16 protein-coding genes and 2 pseudogenes are annotated in these 15,101 nt (G+C 69.8%); 13 read left to right on the top strand and 5 right to left on the bottom strand.

The genetic code is table 11. From position 1 onward, the window contains the following. Positions 1 to 53 precede the first annotated feature (53 nt). A complete protein-coding gene (locus tag WME90_RS39235; protein ID WP_437277192.1) occupies positions 54 to 410 on the bottom strand; it encodes a hypothetical protein in 357 nt (118 codons plus the stop codon). Between the two features lie 592 nt (positions 411 to 1,002). Here WME90_RS39235 and WME90_RS39230 point away from each other — a divergent pair. The 5 genes and pseudogenes from WME90_RS39230 to WME90_RS39210 all read left to right on the top strand — a co-directional run. Next, positions 1,003 to 1,536 (top strand): annotated as a pseudogene (locus WME90_RS39230) (RNA polymerase sigma factor); the annotation flags it as partial. 93 nt (positions 1,537 to 1,629) lie between these two features. Then, positions 1,630 to 2,256 carry a JAB domain-containing protein gene (locus WME90_RS39225; RefSeq protein ID WP_437283722.1) on the top strand — a complete coding sequence of 209 codons (627 nt, stop codon included), beginning with the start codon at positions 1,630 to 1,632 and terminating at the stop codon, positions 2,254 to 2,256. Between the two features lie 213 nt (positions 2,257 to 2,469). After that, positions 2,470 to 2,874 carry a hypothetical protein gene (locus tag WME90_RS39220; protein WP_437277191.1) on the top strand — a complete coding sequence of 135 codons (405 nt, stop codon included), beginning with the start codon at positions 2,470 to 2,472 and terminating at the stop codon, positions 2,872 to 2,874. A 156-nt stretch (positions 2,875 to 3,030) separates the two neighbouring features. Next, on the top strand, positions 3,031 to 3,255 hold the full coding sequence (locus WME90_RS39215; RefSeq protein ID WP_437277190.1) for an addiction module protein: 225 nt from the start codon (positions 3,031 to 3,033) through the stop codon (positions 3,253 to 3,255). 228 nt (positions 3,256 to 3,483) lie between these two features. Next, positions 3,484 to 3,675 (top strand): hypothetical protein, encoded by a 192-nt coding sequence (locus tag WME90_RS39210; protein WP_437277189.1) that lies wholly within the window; start codon positions 3,484 to 3,486, stop codon positions 3,673 to 3,675. Positions 3,676 to 4,141: 466 nt separating this feature from the next. Here the strand turns inward: WME90_RS39210 and WME90_RS39205 are convergent, their stop codons facing one another. The 4 genes and pseudogenes from WME90_RS39205 to WME90_RS39190 all read right to left on the bottom strand — a co-directional run bounded on the left by WME90_RS39205 (position 4,142) and on the right by WME90_RS39190 (position 6,294). After that, a complete protein-coding gene (locus WME90_RS39205; RefSeq protein WP_437277188.1) occupies positions 4,142 to 4,534 on the bottom strand; it encodes a GFA family protein in 393 nt (130 codons plus the stop codon). A 190-nt stretch (positions 4,535 to 4,724) separates the two neighbouring features. Next, entirely contained in the window at positions 4,725 to 5,429 is a 705-nt protein-coding gene (locus WME90_RS39200) for an NADPH-dependent F420 reductase (protein WP_437277187.1), read from the bottom strand. 428 nt (positions 5,430 to 5,857) lie between these two features. Then, a pseudogene (locus WME90_RS39195) lies at positions 5,858 to 5,941 on the bottom strand (short-chain dehydrogenase); the annotation flags it as partial. Positions 5,942 to 6,051: 110 nt separating this feature from the next. After that, positions 6,052 to 6,294 (bottom strand): addiction module protein, encoded by a 243-nt coding sequence (locus WME90_RS39190; RefSeq protein ID WP_437277186.1) that lies wholly within the window; start codon positions 6,292 to 6,294, stop codon positions 6,052 to 6,054. A 243-nt stretch (positions 6,295 to 6,537) separates the two neighbouring features. Between WME90_RS39190 and WME90_RS39185 the strand changes: the two genes are divergently transcribed. From WME90_RS39185 to WME90_RS39150, 8 genes are all read left to right on the top strand, one after another. Further along, positions 6,538 to 7,158, top strand: coding sequence for a glutathione S-transferase family protein (locus tag WME90_RS39185; protein WP_437277185.1), 621 nt, complete (start codon positions 6,538 to 6,540; stop codon positions 7,156 to 7,158). A 167-nt stretch (positions 7,159 to 7,325) separates the two neighbouring features. Continuing rightward, positions 7,326 to 9,383, top strand: a complete 2,058-nt coding sequence (locus tag WME90_RS39180) for a WD40/YVTN/BNR-like repeat-containing protein (RefSeq protein ID WP_437277184.1) — start codon at positions 7,326 to 7,328, stop codon at positions 9,381 to 9,383. 151 nt (positions 9,384 to 9,534) lie between these two features. Further along, positions 9,535 to 10,947 (top strand): hypothetical protein, encoded by a 1,413-nt coding sequence (locus WME90_RS39175; RefSeq protein ID WP_437277183.1) that lies wholly within the window; start codon positions 9,535 to 9,537, stop codon positions 10,945 to 10,947. 22 nt (positions 10,948 to 10,969) lie between these two features. Further along, entirely contained in the window at positions 10,970 to 11,977 is a 1,008-nt protein-coding gene (locus tag WME90_RS39170) for a GlxA family transcriptional regulator (RefSeq protein WP_437277182.1), read from the top strand. A gap of 81 nt (positions 11,978 to 12,058) precedes the next feature. Further along, positions 12,059 to 12,694: an HD domain-containing protein gene (locus WME90_RS39165; protein WP_437277181.1), complete on the top strand. Its 636-nt coding sequence runs from the start codon at positions 12,059 to 12,061 to the stop codon at positions 12,692 to 12,694. Positions 12,695 to 12,710: 16 nt separating this feature from the next. After that, positions 12,711 to 13,496 (top strand): alpha/beta fold hydrolase, encoded by a 786-nt coding sequence (locus WME90_RS39160; protein WP_437277180.1) that lies wholly within the window; start codon positions 12,711 to 12,713, stop codon positions 13,494 to 13,496. A gap of 151 nt (positions 13,497 to 13,647) precedes the next feature. After that, entirely contained in the window at positions 13,648 to 13,839 is a 192-nt protein-coding gene (locus WME90_RS39155) for a hypothetical protein (protein ID WP_437277179.1), read from the top strand. Further along, entirely contained in the window at positions 13,836 to 15,101 is a 1,266-nt protein-coding gene (locus WME90_RS39150) for an MFS transporter (protein WP_437277178.1), read from the top strand. Before WME90_RS39155 ends, WME90_RS39150 begins: the two co-directional genes overlap by 4 nt.

Raw genomic sequence — 15,101 nt, 5'->3', positions numbered from 1 at the left:
TAGCGCTTTTTTCGGACGCGAAGCCTTCCCCATTGCTGGTGTGCAATGCCGCATTAGGCAGGCTCTGATCCCATCGTGTCAATATAATGAATTATTTTGATTTTGAGGTCCCCCGAAATAGGATACGACTCGATTTTTTTCTTGATTTCCTCGTTCGAAATTCCCTGCTCGCGCAATCTCGCGATCGTTGCCTTAAATATGGCTTCGAATCCGTAATCGGCGAGAGCGTTTGAGATAAGAGCCAGGACAATCAAAAGGGCGATTCCACCCAACATGCCGAGTGGGCCACCGAGTGCCGCGAGCGCGGTGGTTACTGCTGCCGCACCAGCCCAGCCCGTCGCTGCCATTGCAACCAGCAACACCAACCCAGGAACGCCCAATGCTACAACTTTGTCAACAATCTTGTCCATTGTTCCGTTCTCCCATGTGCGCTTGATCGGGCTCTGCCCAACGACCGCGGCTGGACCGCCGATCGAAGCGAGGTAGACGCGGCCGCTGGTTGGATAGTTTCCCAGCAGGACGGGGCATCGAGCTCATCAGTCCCCGCTACCACTGACGGCCGCTCAAGCGTGGAGCGCCTAGAACTCCGACCGCCCGTCGTGGCCCAACCGCTCATCCTGGACGGGCAGCGTAACCGACGGCTAACCCGCCTTGTCAAGCATCCCGTAGGCGACGACCAAGTGCTCCGACCGAAATTGGCGAAGTGGCGAGACTCGCACCGTCGCCCGCAGAACCGGACGGCCGCCAGCCATCACAAGCGGCACGGCGTCAGCCCACCGGCACCACCGTGTCGGCACGGTACGCAGGTGTGCGTTTGGCTTCCTTATCCCCTGGGGCTCGCTTTCTAAATCGAGCTTCCTACGCGTTCGCCTGGCGCGCTCCCGCTCCCAGGTGCGTTCGTGCCGGGTCGAAGTCTGAGACAGCGCCGTACGTCTCGTTACTATGTAGCCCTGGCTTCACATCGAGGCGCGGCGAGCGCATCCGTTGTCCGGCGCGGGCATCATGGGCGCGGTCGAGACGGGGCGTGGGCCAGAGGGCGGCCGTCGGCGTGATGTTAGGCCCGTCGCCGTAAGGGGCGGCGGAGGATGCCCGGATGCGGACTACGGCTGCCGCGCGCGTGCCCCGCGTAGCTGGCCCCGCTTGACCTCGGGCATGACGGCTGGGCGAAGTAGCTTCCACGGTGCGACGCCAAGAGCACTCACCCAGGACCCCCTCCTCGGCGCCTGGCGCAGCCTGCGCGCCGGCCGCTTCCGCCCGTCCCCCGCTCTCCCTCCCGCCGACGCCCACCGCCGCTGGCTCGCCGGCATCGCCTCGCGCCAGGCCGCGCACTACCGCGATAAGGCTCACCGCCGCCACGAACTCGCCGCGGTCGATCCTGACCGCCTCTCCGCCTTCGCCGCCCCCTCTCCCGAGGCCCGCCTCGTTGCCCGCGGCCTCCTCCGCGCCTTCCACCGTCTCCGCCCCGAACTGCGCGAGATCCTGTCGCTCGCCGCCACCGGCCTTTCCTCGCACGAGATCGCCGCCTCCCTCTCGCTCCCGCGCCCCACGGTCGCCACCCGCTTCCGCCTCGCGCGCCGCCTCTTCGCCCGCGCCCTCCACCCGCTCTCGGAGGTGGCCCCGATGCGCCCGATGAGCCGCGCCCCCATCGATGCCCCCGCCGAGACGGCGGCTGAGCTGCCGACCGCGACCGAGGCCGCCCTCCTCGAGATGGTGCTCGGCCTGCCCGGCGTCGGACCGCGCATCCTCGGCACGGCCGCTCTCCCCTCGCTCGGTCGACTCTCGCCCGCGGCGCTCGCCGAGCGCACCCAGATCGCCCTCTTCGACGCGACCCGGCTCGCCGCCGCCTTCGAGCTCGGCCGCCGCTACCACGCCGCCCGCGCGCGCCGGGGCGCGCTCCTCAGCGACGCCGCCCGCGTGGCGCGGTACTTCGGCCCGAGGCTCGCGTCCCTGGTCCACGAGGAGCTCTGGATCGCGGCGCTCGACACCCACGGCCGCGTCCGCGAGACGCGCCTGCTCGCCCGCGGTTCCGACGACGCCCTCTACGTCGGCCGCTCCACCGTCCTGCGCACGGCGCTGGACATGGCTGCTCACAGCTTCGTCCTGGCCCATGACCACCCGAGCGTCGACCCGACGCCGACCCGCGAGGACGAAGCGATGACCCTGGAGCTGCGCCACCTCAGCTCGGAACTGCACGTCCCGCTCACCGCCCACGTCATCGTCACGCCCAGCGGCCGCTACGCCGCCGTCCACGAGTAGGCCCTCGCGGCGCGCAGCGCCCCGCCGCCAGCGCGCTGCGCCCCTGAGCATCCAGCCCGCCACCTCCAGCGCACCGCCCCGGCCAGCAGCCCCGCCGCGCGTTCGCCCTCGTTATCGCGGTTGGCCGGGGAGGGGAGGAGCGGGGGTGCTCCTCATGCCTCGTGCTAGGCTCGACGGCGAAGCGGACTTGCCTCCGGCGTCCACCCCAGCGCGATGTCGATCGCCACCGTCACCCTCGCTCTCCCCGAGGCGCTCTACCAGCGGCTGAGGGGGACTGCGCTCGCGACCCGACAGCCGCTCGAAGCCGTGCTGCTGCGGGCGCTGAGCCTCGGCAGCCCTCCCGCCTGGGACGACGCGCCCCCGGAGTTCCAGGTCGACCTCGCCAGCCTCGACAAGATGGACGACCAGGCACTCTGGCAAATCGCAAAGAGCCACAGGCCCGAAGCAGAGCTCGCGCGCCACGACGAGCTGCTCGACCGAAACGCCCAGGGGCTCCTCACGCCGGGGGAGCGCATCGAGCTCGAGCGTCTTCGCCACGAGAGCGACCTGTTCATGCTCCGCAAGGCGCACGCTGCGGGGCTCCTGCGATGGCGCGGGCACGCGGTCGCTTCTCCGTAGCGCGCGCCCTCCACGAGATAGAAGACGGACTGCGGTGTCAACCTACGTTGCCTGCGCCACGCCAGTCGACGTCGGCCATCGCCGTCGTCGCGGCATCTCCTCGCCGATGGGGAAGCGCGCCTGCGCAGCCTCCGAGCCGCGCGGTACAATCCCCCCGTGAACGTTCCCGAGCTGGAAGCCGAAGCCCTGAAGCTGCCCGTCGCGGAGCGCGCACGACTCGCAGAGACGCTTCTGGCAAGCCTGGATGAGCTCTCCGAGGAGGAGCACAAGCGCCTCTGGACCGAGGAAGCGACGCGCCGGGACGCAGAGCTCGACGCAGATCCGTCCCGGGGGCGACCGGCCGAGGACGTCTTTCGTGACGCCCGCGCGCGGCTCTGGTGACGCTCCCGGTCATCGTTCACGAGCGGGCTGAGGTCGAGCTGAACGATCGTGTGCCAGACGTGCGACCTCGACCTGGATGGCGCGCGAGAAAGGCGCTCGCGCGGTCGGGCGGTGGGAGTCACCCGGCCGCTGCGACGTCCAAGGCGGGAGGACTGCGACGGGCGTACGCGCTCAGGGCGACGACAGCCGGCCGGCATCGGGAGCCATGCTCGCTCGCTGCTCCGGCGCATGCCTCCGGAAAAGCGGCTCGAGGCTGCGATGCGGCTGAGCCAGGCGGTCCGTGAGCTCGCCCTCGCGAGCATCCGTGCTCGCCACCCAGGGGCGGACGACCAGGAGCTTCGCGTTCGCCTCACGGTGAGGCTGTACGGGCACGACTGCGCGCGCCGGCTGTTCGGTCACGTGCCGGCCGACGCCGCGTGACGTCATGAGCAGCTCGACGGATGTCGTCTCCGCGTTGCGCGTGGCCGCCGCGCTCGAGAGCCTCGGCTGCGAGTAGTTCATCGGCGGCAGCCTCGCGAGCTCCCTCCAAGGTGAGCCGCGCGCGACGAACGATATCGATCTGGTCGTCGCCATGATGCCCCGTCATGTGCGCGTTCGCGGAGCTGCTCGGCCCGGACTTCGAGGTGGATCAAGACGTGCTTCGCGACGCCCTGACCCGCGGAAGCTGAGCGAACATCTTCTACCTGCCGATGGTGACGAAGATCGATATCTTGGCTCTCGGGCCGAGCCCCTACGATGAGGTCGAGTTCAGTCGCCGGCGAAAAGTCAAGGTCCGCGCCAGCGGAGAGGAGCTGGTTGTCAAGGCTCCGGAAGATACCATCCTCCGGAAGCATGAAGGCTTCCCAGACAGTGAGGGCACGTTCCCGCACCCCACCGTTCGTGCGACCTACTCTTCAAAGCGACCCGTGGCGTCACGATCGCGGTCGTATCGTCTCGTGAGTGGAAACGGCGGCAACCAGGACTCGCGACGAACGATCCAGCTTTCGTAGGTTGGCATCAGTTGATCTGGGGCATCCAGGGATCCTAGGTTCACTTCGATCTCGTCTGCGCTGCGCGCAAAAATAGACGAGCCGCAGTGGGGACAGAAGAACCGCCCGGCGTAGTCGCGGGGTTCGCCCTCGATCGTCACCGCATCCTGAGGGAACACCGCAGAAGCGTGAAAAAGGGCTCCATGATGCTTGCGGCAGTCGAGGCAGTGACAAAGGCCGACCCGGTATGGGAGTCCCGACGCCACGATTCGCACGTTGCCGCACAGGCAACCGCCGGTGAATCGGTCCATGCTGCGTCTCCTCTAAAATCAAGCGGTCGGAATGGTTCCAACGAACAGCACTGTCATTGCTATTGCTCTGAAGCCCAGCCGGTGAAGGCAGGCTCGGGAAGATTCGCTGCATCAGCGACGCTTGGATCAATCTGAGGATACTGTGTCCTTGAGGCAGCCGCTGCGACCGACGATTCCGCTTGCGCTCGGATCAGGTCGGGCTCTGTGACGCGATGAGCGATCGCAGCCAGTCGTCCGAGGCCTTGCGGTACTCGGGGACGCGGCTCCGTTCGGCCGCGGCGAGCGCCTCCTTCAGCCGAGGCGCGTCGAGGTCGTGGATGTAGCAGGGGGTACCCGGCTGCTGGCGCCACGAGTCCTCGAGGCCGCCCGCGTCGACCGCATCGAAGCCGAGCTCGTCGACGAGGCGCATGACCTTCGCCCGCGCTTCCGGCGGATCCCCCGCGATCGGGAGCGCGACGCGCCCCGGCGTGCCCTTCGGCTTGCCCTTCGCGAGCAGGCTCTCGAAGTAGATGTTGTTGAACGCCTTGACCACCGGCCGCCCGATCTGCTCGGCGACCCACGCGCTCTCGACCTGCCCCGCCTCGATGGCCGGGATGCTGCCGTCGCGGACCGGGTAGTAGTTGTTGGTGTCGATCACGACCACGTCGGCGGGCACGCCGGCGAAGAGATCCTTCGGCAGGTCCACGACTGCGCGCTGGGGGATCGTAACGACCACGATCTCGCCGCCGCGCGCGGCCTCCGCGGCCGAGACGGGGGTGGCCCCGGTCTCGGCGGCAAGCTCGCGGAGCGTGTCCGGCCCGCGCGAGTTCGCGATCACGACCTGGTGACCGAGCTTCCCCAACAGCTTCGCCAGCGACCCGCCGATCAAGCCGGCGCCGATGATTCCGATCTGCATTCGTCACTCCTTCGAGCCGAGCCGCCCGCGATCGAGCGCGGACGCCGGCGGTCCAGGTGCACCGTCTGACGCAGACGGGCGATCGCTCGCGCCGTTCACGTCGGGGATGGGCTGTACCACGACCAGCCGCCCTCGGCCCGCGCAGGAGAACGCTGCCCCCAGGACGAGCTTGCCCTCGGGGTATGACGAGCTGGCCCCCAAGGTAGGGCGACCTCGTTCACGAGCAGCAAGGCGTCGTCCACGGCCAGCGCGACATCGTCCCGTGGATGGGATGAGAGAGCAGCAAGTTCAAACGTCCGCCCGCGCAACGCCTGAGTTGAGCCGTGCCGCGAAGCGGCGTCGGTTTGAACGATCTGTCAGCTATCACTCCATGGGTTGGCGGATGGTGGTTTTCCACTTGTTGTGCCGAGTGGGTCCGGTGTTTGCCGTCAAACGGTGGGCACAGTGCCCCCGTCGATCAGGTACTCGCTCCCATGGATGGACGCCGCCCTGTCGGAGGCAAGGAATGCGATGTGCCGTAGCTCGTCGACGAACCGTCCGCCCAGCCCGTCCTCCTCGCTCTCGTACCAGCCCGCCGCCTCCCGGATGTCCAGCTCGGCAGACGGGAGAACGAGGAGCCGGCTCATCGACGCGTTGCGAGGTGCGTACGGAGGTCGACCTCGACCTGTTCCCAGGAGCGGCCAGCATCTGGTGCGGCCTCGTACTCGGCGAGCCGGCGATCGAGCTCGGCCTTGTGCCACTCGGGTACTGGCACCTCGTCTTCCCTCGCCGCGATCCGCTCCCAGAGCGCCTGGACGTACTCGATCTGCTCGTGCACGGTGAGGTCGTCGAAGCCGGGCGGCGGACTCTGGATGGCTCGTCGCATGAGCCGCAAGATACCACGAGGTACCGCGACGACGCACCACGCGGCCCTCGCGGTCGAGCGGATGCGCAAGGCACTGGAGTTCATGACTGCGCGCGCCGGCTGTTCGGTCACGTGCCGGCCGACGCCACATGACGTCATGAGCAGCTCGACGGATGTCGTGGAGCGCCGTCCACCGAGAGCGAGCTCATGCGCGACGAACGAAGCCCCCTTGCGGCCCGCGCGCGGCGGAGCTCTGCTCGCCGCATGTCCGACCTCAAATTCTATTACGCCCCCATGACGAGCGCAGACCGGGTGCACTGGGCACTCGAGGAACTCGGCGTTCCCTACGAGAAGGTCAAGCTCGACCTCGCGGCGGGAGATCAGCGCAAGCCCGAGTACCTCGCGCTCAACCCGAACGGCAAGGTCCCGCTGCTGGTCGCGGAGGGGAAGCCGATCTTCGAGGGGCTCGCGATCCTGCTCTACCTCGGCGAGCGCTTCGGCGTGGACAAGGGCCTCTTCCCGCCGCTCAACGCCGATCGCGCCGAGGCGTTCAAGTGGATGGCCTGGGGCAACGTCACGCTGTTCGAGGCGACGACACGGCTCCTGCGCAACACCCTGGAGCGCTTCCCCGCCGACGAGCGCAACCCCAAGGTAGCCGAGGGCGCGAAGCAGGACCTCGCGAACGGGATCGAGATCCTCGAGCGCGCGCTCGAGGGCAAGGAGTACCTCGTGGGCAACCAGTTCTCGCTCGCCGACGTGTCGCTCGTGACGGCGCTGCCGTTCCTGGCCCGCTTCGGCGTGGACCTCTCGCCTTTCGCGAACGTGAACGCGTGGATCGCCCGCTGCACGAGCCGGCCTGCGGCCAAGCGGGTCAGGCCGGGCTGAAGTCTCCGCCCTCGCCCTGACTCTTGCGGAGATGGCCGGATGACGTGGTCAGGCGGTCGCCCCAAGGCTTGACCCCCCTATCGCCCTCTGGCTTCCTGCCCCCTTGTTCAATTTGCTGACGAGGCCACGGCGGCCTCGCGGACGCAGGTTGTTCGGCGGAGCGGTGAATGACGATCGATCGGCAGTGGCGCAGCGGCAACCTCGGCCTTTTGTCGACGGCCATCTCGATGCTGGCCTTGGCGCTCTTGACGGGTTGCTCGGACGGGAGCTCCGCCGGCGCGGAGACGAGCACGAGCGGCGCGCACGCCGGCGGGGGCGGCGGCGCGGGGAGCGGCTCCGGGGAGGGTGGGGCCGGCGCCGGTCACCCGTTCGACGACCCCGGGACCTGCTCGGACGGCGAGCGCAACCAGCGTGAAGACGACGTGGACTGCGGCGGCCCGTGCGAGCCCTGCGCGTTCTGGCAGCGCGTCGAGCCCTCCGGCGCGGTCTCTCTGTTCCTCACCCGGCAGGGGACCCTGCTGGGGAGCAACGAGTTTGACCGGCTCAGCCGGCTGGAGCAGCTGGACGGCGCGTGGCAGCGGGTGCTGGCGGACGGAGAGAACGTCACGGTGAGGCCGCTGGCGAACGGGAGCAGCGGCGAGATCTATGGAGTGGGCGAGGGCCTCGTGCGCTCCGACGACGACGGGCTGACATGGCACGTCATCAACGCCGAGCTCCGCCCCGGGTTCTTGAAGGTGATGGATGACGCGCTCTACGCAGGGCTCGGCAACGCGCTCTACCGGTCGACCGACGCCGGGGTGAGCTGGGAGCCCGTCGCCGGCGGCTTCGGAGGCGGCGATCTGATCCGATTCGAGGTCAACTCCGACGGGCTCTGGTTCCTGCTCTCCCACAACCTGGTGATGCGGTCGCTGGATCGCGGCGCCACCTGGTTCGAGGTGGCCTATACGGCGAGCGATACGAGCGCCGGGCTCGTCGAGCTCTCCGATGGAGTCGTGCTCGTCGGGCGAGGTGCGACTCCTCCGCTGTCGTCCGTCGATCGCGGCGACTCATGGCAGCAGACCGAAGCGGAAACGGTCGACGTCACGGCCCGGGAGCTCGCGCTCAACTCCACCGATCTGCTCTTCGCGGGCGGGACCGGCGTGGACATGTCCGAGGACGGCGGGCTCACCTGGACCGAGCGGGGCGACGCCGGCATGTTCGGCTTCCGGTCGATGGTGATGCTCCCGGACGATCGCCTCGTGGTCGTCGACAACAACGATCAGGTGTTCGTGAGCCGGCCAACCACGTTCTGGGGCAAGTACGAGCGCCGTGGCGAGCCCCTCCCGGCGTCGTGCACCGACGGAGCCCAGGGGCCGGGTGAGCAGGGCGCCGACTGCGGCGGAAGCTGCCCGGCGTGCCCGACGTGGCGGCGCCTCGCCGAGGTGAACCTCACGAACATGCAATGGGTGGCAGCGACGCCGGACGGCACGCTGTTCTTCGCCAATCAGGAGGGAACGCACCGGTCGACGGACGCCGGCGCCTCGTGGGCTCCCGTCGAGCTCGATGGCCAGCTGCTGCCGTTCATCAGCACCGTGATCCAGATGGGAAATGGAACGATGCTCGCCACCTCGGGCGTCGGGCTGTACCGCTCGTCGGACCGCGGCGGCTCGTGGAGCGTTGTCGACGCGACCCTCGGCGTGGGCGCGATCGCCGTCCATCCAGACGGCCGCCTCTACAGCTCCAAACAAGGGTTCTCGAGCGACGGCGGCGTGTCCTGGGAACGGGTATCGGATGAATCACGAGAGATGACAGAGGTCGTCTTCACCGACAACGGCGATCTCTACGCTCATGGCTCACGCTCTCTGGTTCGCTCGCTCGACGGCGGCAGGACGTTCGAGCCCCTCGGCGGCTTGCCCCTCGACAGCGACGAGACCTACGTCAAGCTCGCGGCCGCCCCGAACGGCCACCTGTTCCTCGGCTCCTACAAGGGCATCTTCCGCTCGATCGACAGAGGCGTCTCCTTCACCAAGGTCACAGACGCCGGCTCGAATGTGCTCGTCGACTCGAAGGGCAACGTCTTCGCCTTCGGAAAAGGCATCGCCATGTCGCGCGACGACGGTGATACCTGGGAGAGCCGCCTGCTCGGGGTCAACACGGCGCCTCGGGCCGTGGCCCTGGCCAACGACCGCATCTACCTGAACACCGCTCTCGGCCACTACCTGAGCACGACGACCACGGCGTGGTGAACGCCGCGGGGCGATGACGCCACGCGCGCCCGACTCCTGGGTCGTCGCCCCGGGACCAGCTCGCGGTGGTGCGCGGCGCGCGAGGTGTAAGGTAGCATCGCGCAGCGCGTTTTCGGGGCAGGAAGAAGGAAGAGAGACGATGATGAGGATCATGGGTCGGAGCGCGGTAGGGGCGTCGTTGCTGGCATCCCTCTCGGCGTGCGGGGGCGCGAGCGGCGCAGGGAACGTGGATGATCGCGTCGGCGCGCTGCCCCCGCAGGAGCACGTCGAGCCGAAGAACAAGGCGGCCGGGCCGGCGGCGTCGACCTCGGCGACCTCGGCCCAGGTCGCGGTCGACCCTCCCGGCGAATGGGGCATCGTGGGGGATCCGCCGCCGCCGCGGCGGAGCTATGCAGAGGTCGTCGCCCAGGTCGCGAGCATGGTCGGCGACAGCGCCGTCCAGAGCGGGGCGTCGCGCCGCGGCCTGTCGGTCGTCAACGTGATGTGGGAAGACACGGGGCGCGCCGAGGGGTCGGCGCTCGGGCCGAACATCTCGGATCTGACGCTCCAGGTGCGGCGAGAAGACGCGCCGGGGCGCTTCGTCACGGCGCTCATGCCCGTGATCAGGTTCCCCAACTTCACCGACCGCACCGGCGACATCCCCGCCGACAAGCTCTTCGTGCGCGTCGGCAACGAGCGCGAGGGCGGCTCGCTGCGGAGCGTCCCGCTCACCGACGTGCTGCGGGACCTCCGCGCGTTCGTGTCGAAGCCGGACAGCATCAAGGGGGTCGGCAACCTGCTCGCGCCGCGCGACACCCACTTCCTCGTCAGCGCACAGGCGGTGTTCCTGCCCATCCCCAGGGAGGGAAAGGCGGAGTTCAACCCTGTCATCTTCAACTACCAGTCATCGCCCGGCTCCCCCGCCGTGCTCACGATCCTCATCACGCGCGAGGGGACGAGCGTGAGCGTCATCGAGAACCGCGCCGAGGACAAGACGGCGCAGGGTATGGGGCAGGAGATCTACTTCAACAACAAGGGGCAGCGCGCCGCCTTCACGGCCGAGCGCAGGAGCGATGTCGTGGCGCGGATCGAGGCCCAGGGCGGGCCCAAAACGGAAGCGGACCGGAGCGCGCTCGCCAAGGGGGCCGACGTGCTGTTCCTGGTGCAGGTGCCGCTCGTGCACGCCCATCAGGGCCGGCTCGGCGGCCTGCTCCCCCCGCCGGCACCCGCGCCTATGGCGGCGGCGCCCGCCAAGGCGAGCGTGGCAAAGAAGGCGGCTTCGGTCGCGGAGGAGAGCGACGTGGAGCAGGCGGTGCTGGGGCACGGGCCAAACCTCGGACCGTACAACGAGGGGCGCGGGCTGCGCCTCGTGCGCGATCCGAAGTTCCCTGTCCGCGTGACAGTGCAGTTCTATAAGGCGACGAGCAATGGCGTCGTGAGCGAGGCGGACCTCGACGCGATCGCGCGATCGATCGGCGGCGTGTACGAGCACGCGGATGCGGTGGGATCGCTGGTGATGCCGGAGGGCGACGCGCGTCGGCCGACGGCGTGGCAGAAGATACCGAACGAGTGGTTCCCGTGGTGACGTCAGGCGGCCGCGTCCCCTCATGCCAGCGAGCTTCACAAAGCCCCGCCTCGTCGTCCTGCTCGCCTTCGAGGGCGTCGCGCTGCTCGATCTCGCCGGGCCCCTCGAGGCCTTCACCGTGGCGACCTCCTTGCGCGCGCCGGGCGCGCCTCCGCCTTATCGCGCGATCGTCGCCTCGACGGCCGGCGGGCCGGCGCGCACCACGACCGGGCTCGCGGTCTGCGCCGAGCCGCTCGCGGCGCTCGACGACGAGGCCATCGACACCCTGATCGTGCCGGGCAGCGGGCCGCCGGAGGCCCCGGCCGTGCCGCCCGATCTCGTCGCCTGGCTCGCCCGCCGCGCGCCGCGCGTGCGCCGCACCTGCGCCGTGTGCACGGGCGCCTTCCTCCTCGCCGCCGCGGGCCTGCTCGACGGTCGCCGCGCGGCGACCCACTGGCGCTCCGCGCCGCTCCTGGCGGAGCGCCACCCGCGCGTCCGCGTCGACGCGGACTCCGTCTACCTGCGCGACGGCTCGATCTGGACCTCGGCCGGCATCTCCGCCGGCATCGACCTCGCCCTCGCGCTCGTCGAGGAGGACCTCGGGCACCGCGCGGCGATGGCGGTCGCCCGGCAGCTCGTCGTGTTCCTCAAGCGGCCTGGCGGGCAGTCGCAGTTCAGCGCGCCGCTCGCGGCGCAGGCGGCCGAGGGCGGCACCTTCGCCGACCTGCACGCCTGGATGGCGGACCGCCTCGCCGGCGATCTGCGCGTCGAGCGCCTGGCCGCGCAGGCGGGGATGAGCCCGCGCACCTTCGCGCGCGCGTACACGGCCGCGCTCGGGCAGACGCCGGCGAAGGTGGTCGCGGACATGCGCCTCGAGGCCGCCTGCCAGGCCGTCGCCGGCACGGACCTCCCGCTCAAGCGGATCGCCCACCAGTGCGGCTTCGGCGACGAGCAGAACCTGCGCCGCGCCTTCCTGCGCCGGCTCGGCGTGGGACCGCTCGAGTACCGGGAGCGCTTCTCCGGGAACGCCCGCGCGCGTGGCAGCAAATGACCGCAGCTCGGCAGGGCGCCCGGCCGGCGAGCGCGCACCCTCCTGAAGCTTGGCCTTCGCCGGCAGACAGGAGCCCCCGCCATGACCAAAGAGATCGCCGGAATCCACGCCCCTGACACGCGCCTTGCCCAGGACGCGACCGCGCTCGCGCGCGAGGTCTCGGCCCCTTACCTCTTCCACCACGTGATGCGCTCGTACTACTTCGGCGAGCTCGCGGCCCGGCTGCACGGCCTCGCCTTCGACCGCGAGCTGCTCTACCTCTCCGTGGTGCTCCACGACCTCGGCCTGACCGAGCGCTTCGCCGGCCCCGAGCGCTTCGAGGTCGACGGCGCCAACGCCGCCCGGGCCTTTCTCGTCGACCGCGGCCTGCCCCGCGAGAAGGCGTCCCTCGTGTGGGACGCCATCGCGCTGCACACGAGCCTGGGCATCGCCTCGCACAAGGAGTCGGAGGTCGCCGTCGCCCATCTCGGGATCGGGATCGATTACGGCGGCATGGGGCTGGAGGCGCTGCCGCGCGGAGCGGTCGAGGAGATCCTGAGGGCCTATCCCCGGCTCGAGATGAAGCAGGAGTTGCGGCGCGCCCTATGCGGCGTCGTGGAGCGGAAGCCACACACCACGGCCGGCAACTTCCTCTCGGACTACGGCCGCCGCTACGTGCCCGGTTTTCAGCCCTTCGATGCCAGCGCCCTCCTGGAGGGCGCCCCGTTCGACAGCTGAGCTGGACGGAGCGCTCATGAAGATCACGGCGAACCGGATCCAGCTCCATGTCCGGGAGCGAGGCGAGGGGGACATGGCCCTCGTCTTCCTCCATTACTGGGGCGGCTCATCGCGCACGTGGGCGGCGGTGGCCGAGGCCCTCTCCCCGAGGTGCCGCACGGTCGCGATCGACCACCGCGGCTGGGGCGACTCCGACGCACCGGAAGAGGGCTATCGCATCGGCGATCTGGCCGATGACGCGGAGGCCGTGATCCAGGTGCTCGGCCTCGAGCGCCACGTGCTTGTGGGCCACTCGATGGGCGGCAAGGTCGCGCAGCTGCTGGCGTCCCGCCGGCCTGCCGGACTGCGGGGGCTCGTCCTCGTCGCCCCTGCGCCGCCCACGCCGATGCCGCTCAGCGACGAGCAACGCGCGACCATGGCCCGCGCCTATGACTCGCCGGAATCGGTCGGCTTCGTGCTCGATCATGTGCTGACCGCGCGTCCGCTGAGCTCCGCGCTGCGCCAGCAGGTGATCGAGGACAGCTTGCGCGGCGCGCCCGCCGCCAAGGCCGCCTGGCCGCACGTCGCGTCGCTGGAGGACATCTCCGCAGACGTTGCGTCGATCGACGCGCCGGCGCTGGTGCTCGCCGGTGAGCTCGACAAGGTCGAGCGCCTCGACGTCCTGCGGCGCGACGTGGTGCCGCGCATCGCCGGCGCAGGCCTGCGCGTCCTGCCCGGCACAGGGCACCTGTCGCCCCTCGAGGCGCCCCTCGCGCTCGCGTCCGCGCTGCGTGATTTCCTCACGGAGCTCGGAGCCGCGTGAGCCGGAAGGCGCAAATCGCGGACGCTTGAAGGGACCATCCGCGGCCGTCGTTTCACGCACGGGCCTCTGGCCCTCGCCGATGCCCGTCAGCCCGAGCCCTCCCTCGGTCATTCGTTTTGTAAGACGATTATCCGTTATAACGGATAGGCCCTTGCTGCGCCAGCAGCGGGCGCGTGCTGCGCGTGTGCTGCTGGAGCAGCAGGCGGCGGGCCGCGAGCTGACGCCGGCCTCCTTCCGTGGCGCCAGGGGCGACGAGGCGGTCGCCATGGCCCTGCTCCGGCTCGGGAGCGTGGCTTGCAAGGCGCCCGCGCGGCAGCACAACCCGGTTCGGCACGGCGGATGAACGCGTCGATCGACCGGACGCTCGCCTCGGTTCGCGTGATGACACCTTCGCCGCCTCTCCCCCAGCGTTATCTCCTCGGCTTCATGGTGCTCGGCATGCTCGCGGGCACAAGCAACGGCGTGGCCAAGGTGGCCCTGCCGCTGTATGCCGCCTCGCTCCACGCCTCCCCTTGGCAGATCGGCCTTGTCGGCGGCCTGCAATTCACCGGCATGCTGCTGCTCTCGATGCCGGTCGGAGGCTTGATCGACCGCCACGGCAGCCGGCCGCTGTTCCGCTTCGGCGGCCTCGCGGGTGCGGCGCTGTACCTGCTCGGCTTCACCCACATGGATCGGCCCTGGCAGCTCATCGGGGGCGTGGTCCTCTTCGGGCTGCTCAACCCGTTTCGCATGGTCGCGACCCAGACCGAGTTTCTTCACCTGCTTCCTCGCATCGGCCCGCGCAAGGCAGGCTGGCAGCGCGCGTCCCACTCGCTCGGCATGTTCTTCGTGGGCCCGATGCTCGGCGCGCAGCTCCTGGGCCTGCTCGGCTACACCGGCGTGTTCGTGGTGACCGGGCTCGGGCTGCTGGCGACGGTCTTCGTCGGCGATCGCGTGCTCTCCGGGGCTCCCCCCGGCCGCGGGCGCTCGGCCACGCCGCTCGTCGAGCGCCTGCGCGGACAGATCGGGATCATCCTGTCTCGCCGCGAGCTGCGCCAGAGCATGCTCATCGAGCTGTGTGGTCAGATGGCGATGTCCTACTTCGCCGTGTTCGTGGTGTTGATAGCGATCCGCGAGTTTCACCTCTCGGTCCCACAGGCCGCGAGCCTGGTGACCATCCAGGGCGCCGTGTTCGTGCTGACCTTGCTCCTCGCCGGGGGCGCCCTGTCGCCGCTGCGCGACGCTGCCCGCTACGCGATCGCCTTTTCGCTGCTGCTCGCGACCGAGCTCCTGCTCGCTTTCCCCCTCGGCGTCGCGTCGCTGTGGATCGGCGCGGTCTTGCTAGGGCTCGGGCTGGGCGTGCAGCACCTCACGAGCGTCAATCGCTTCGCGGCGCTCACCGCCGAGCTCGGCCGCGGCCGGGTGGGCGGTCTGTTCTCGCTCTCGGGACCGGCCGGGGGCCTGATCGGCGCGGTGGCGGGCGGCTCGCTCGGGCAGCGCTTCGGCCTGTTCAGCGGCTTTCGCGTGCTCGCGGCGCTCTATGCGGTGCTGGTGGTGTGGCAGGGGCGCGGCGTCCTGATCGAGAACGCCCAGCCCGTCGCGCTCGCCGAGGGAGAGGCGGAGTGA

The sequence above is a fragment of the Sorangium sp. So ce375 genome (assembly GCF_051473855.1).
Lineage (GTDB): Bacteria > Myxococcota_A > Polyangia > Polyangiales > Polyangiaceae > Sorangium.
Note: the sequence above shows the minus strand (reverse complement) of the source record. Positions and strands in the feature narration are given on the sequence as shown.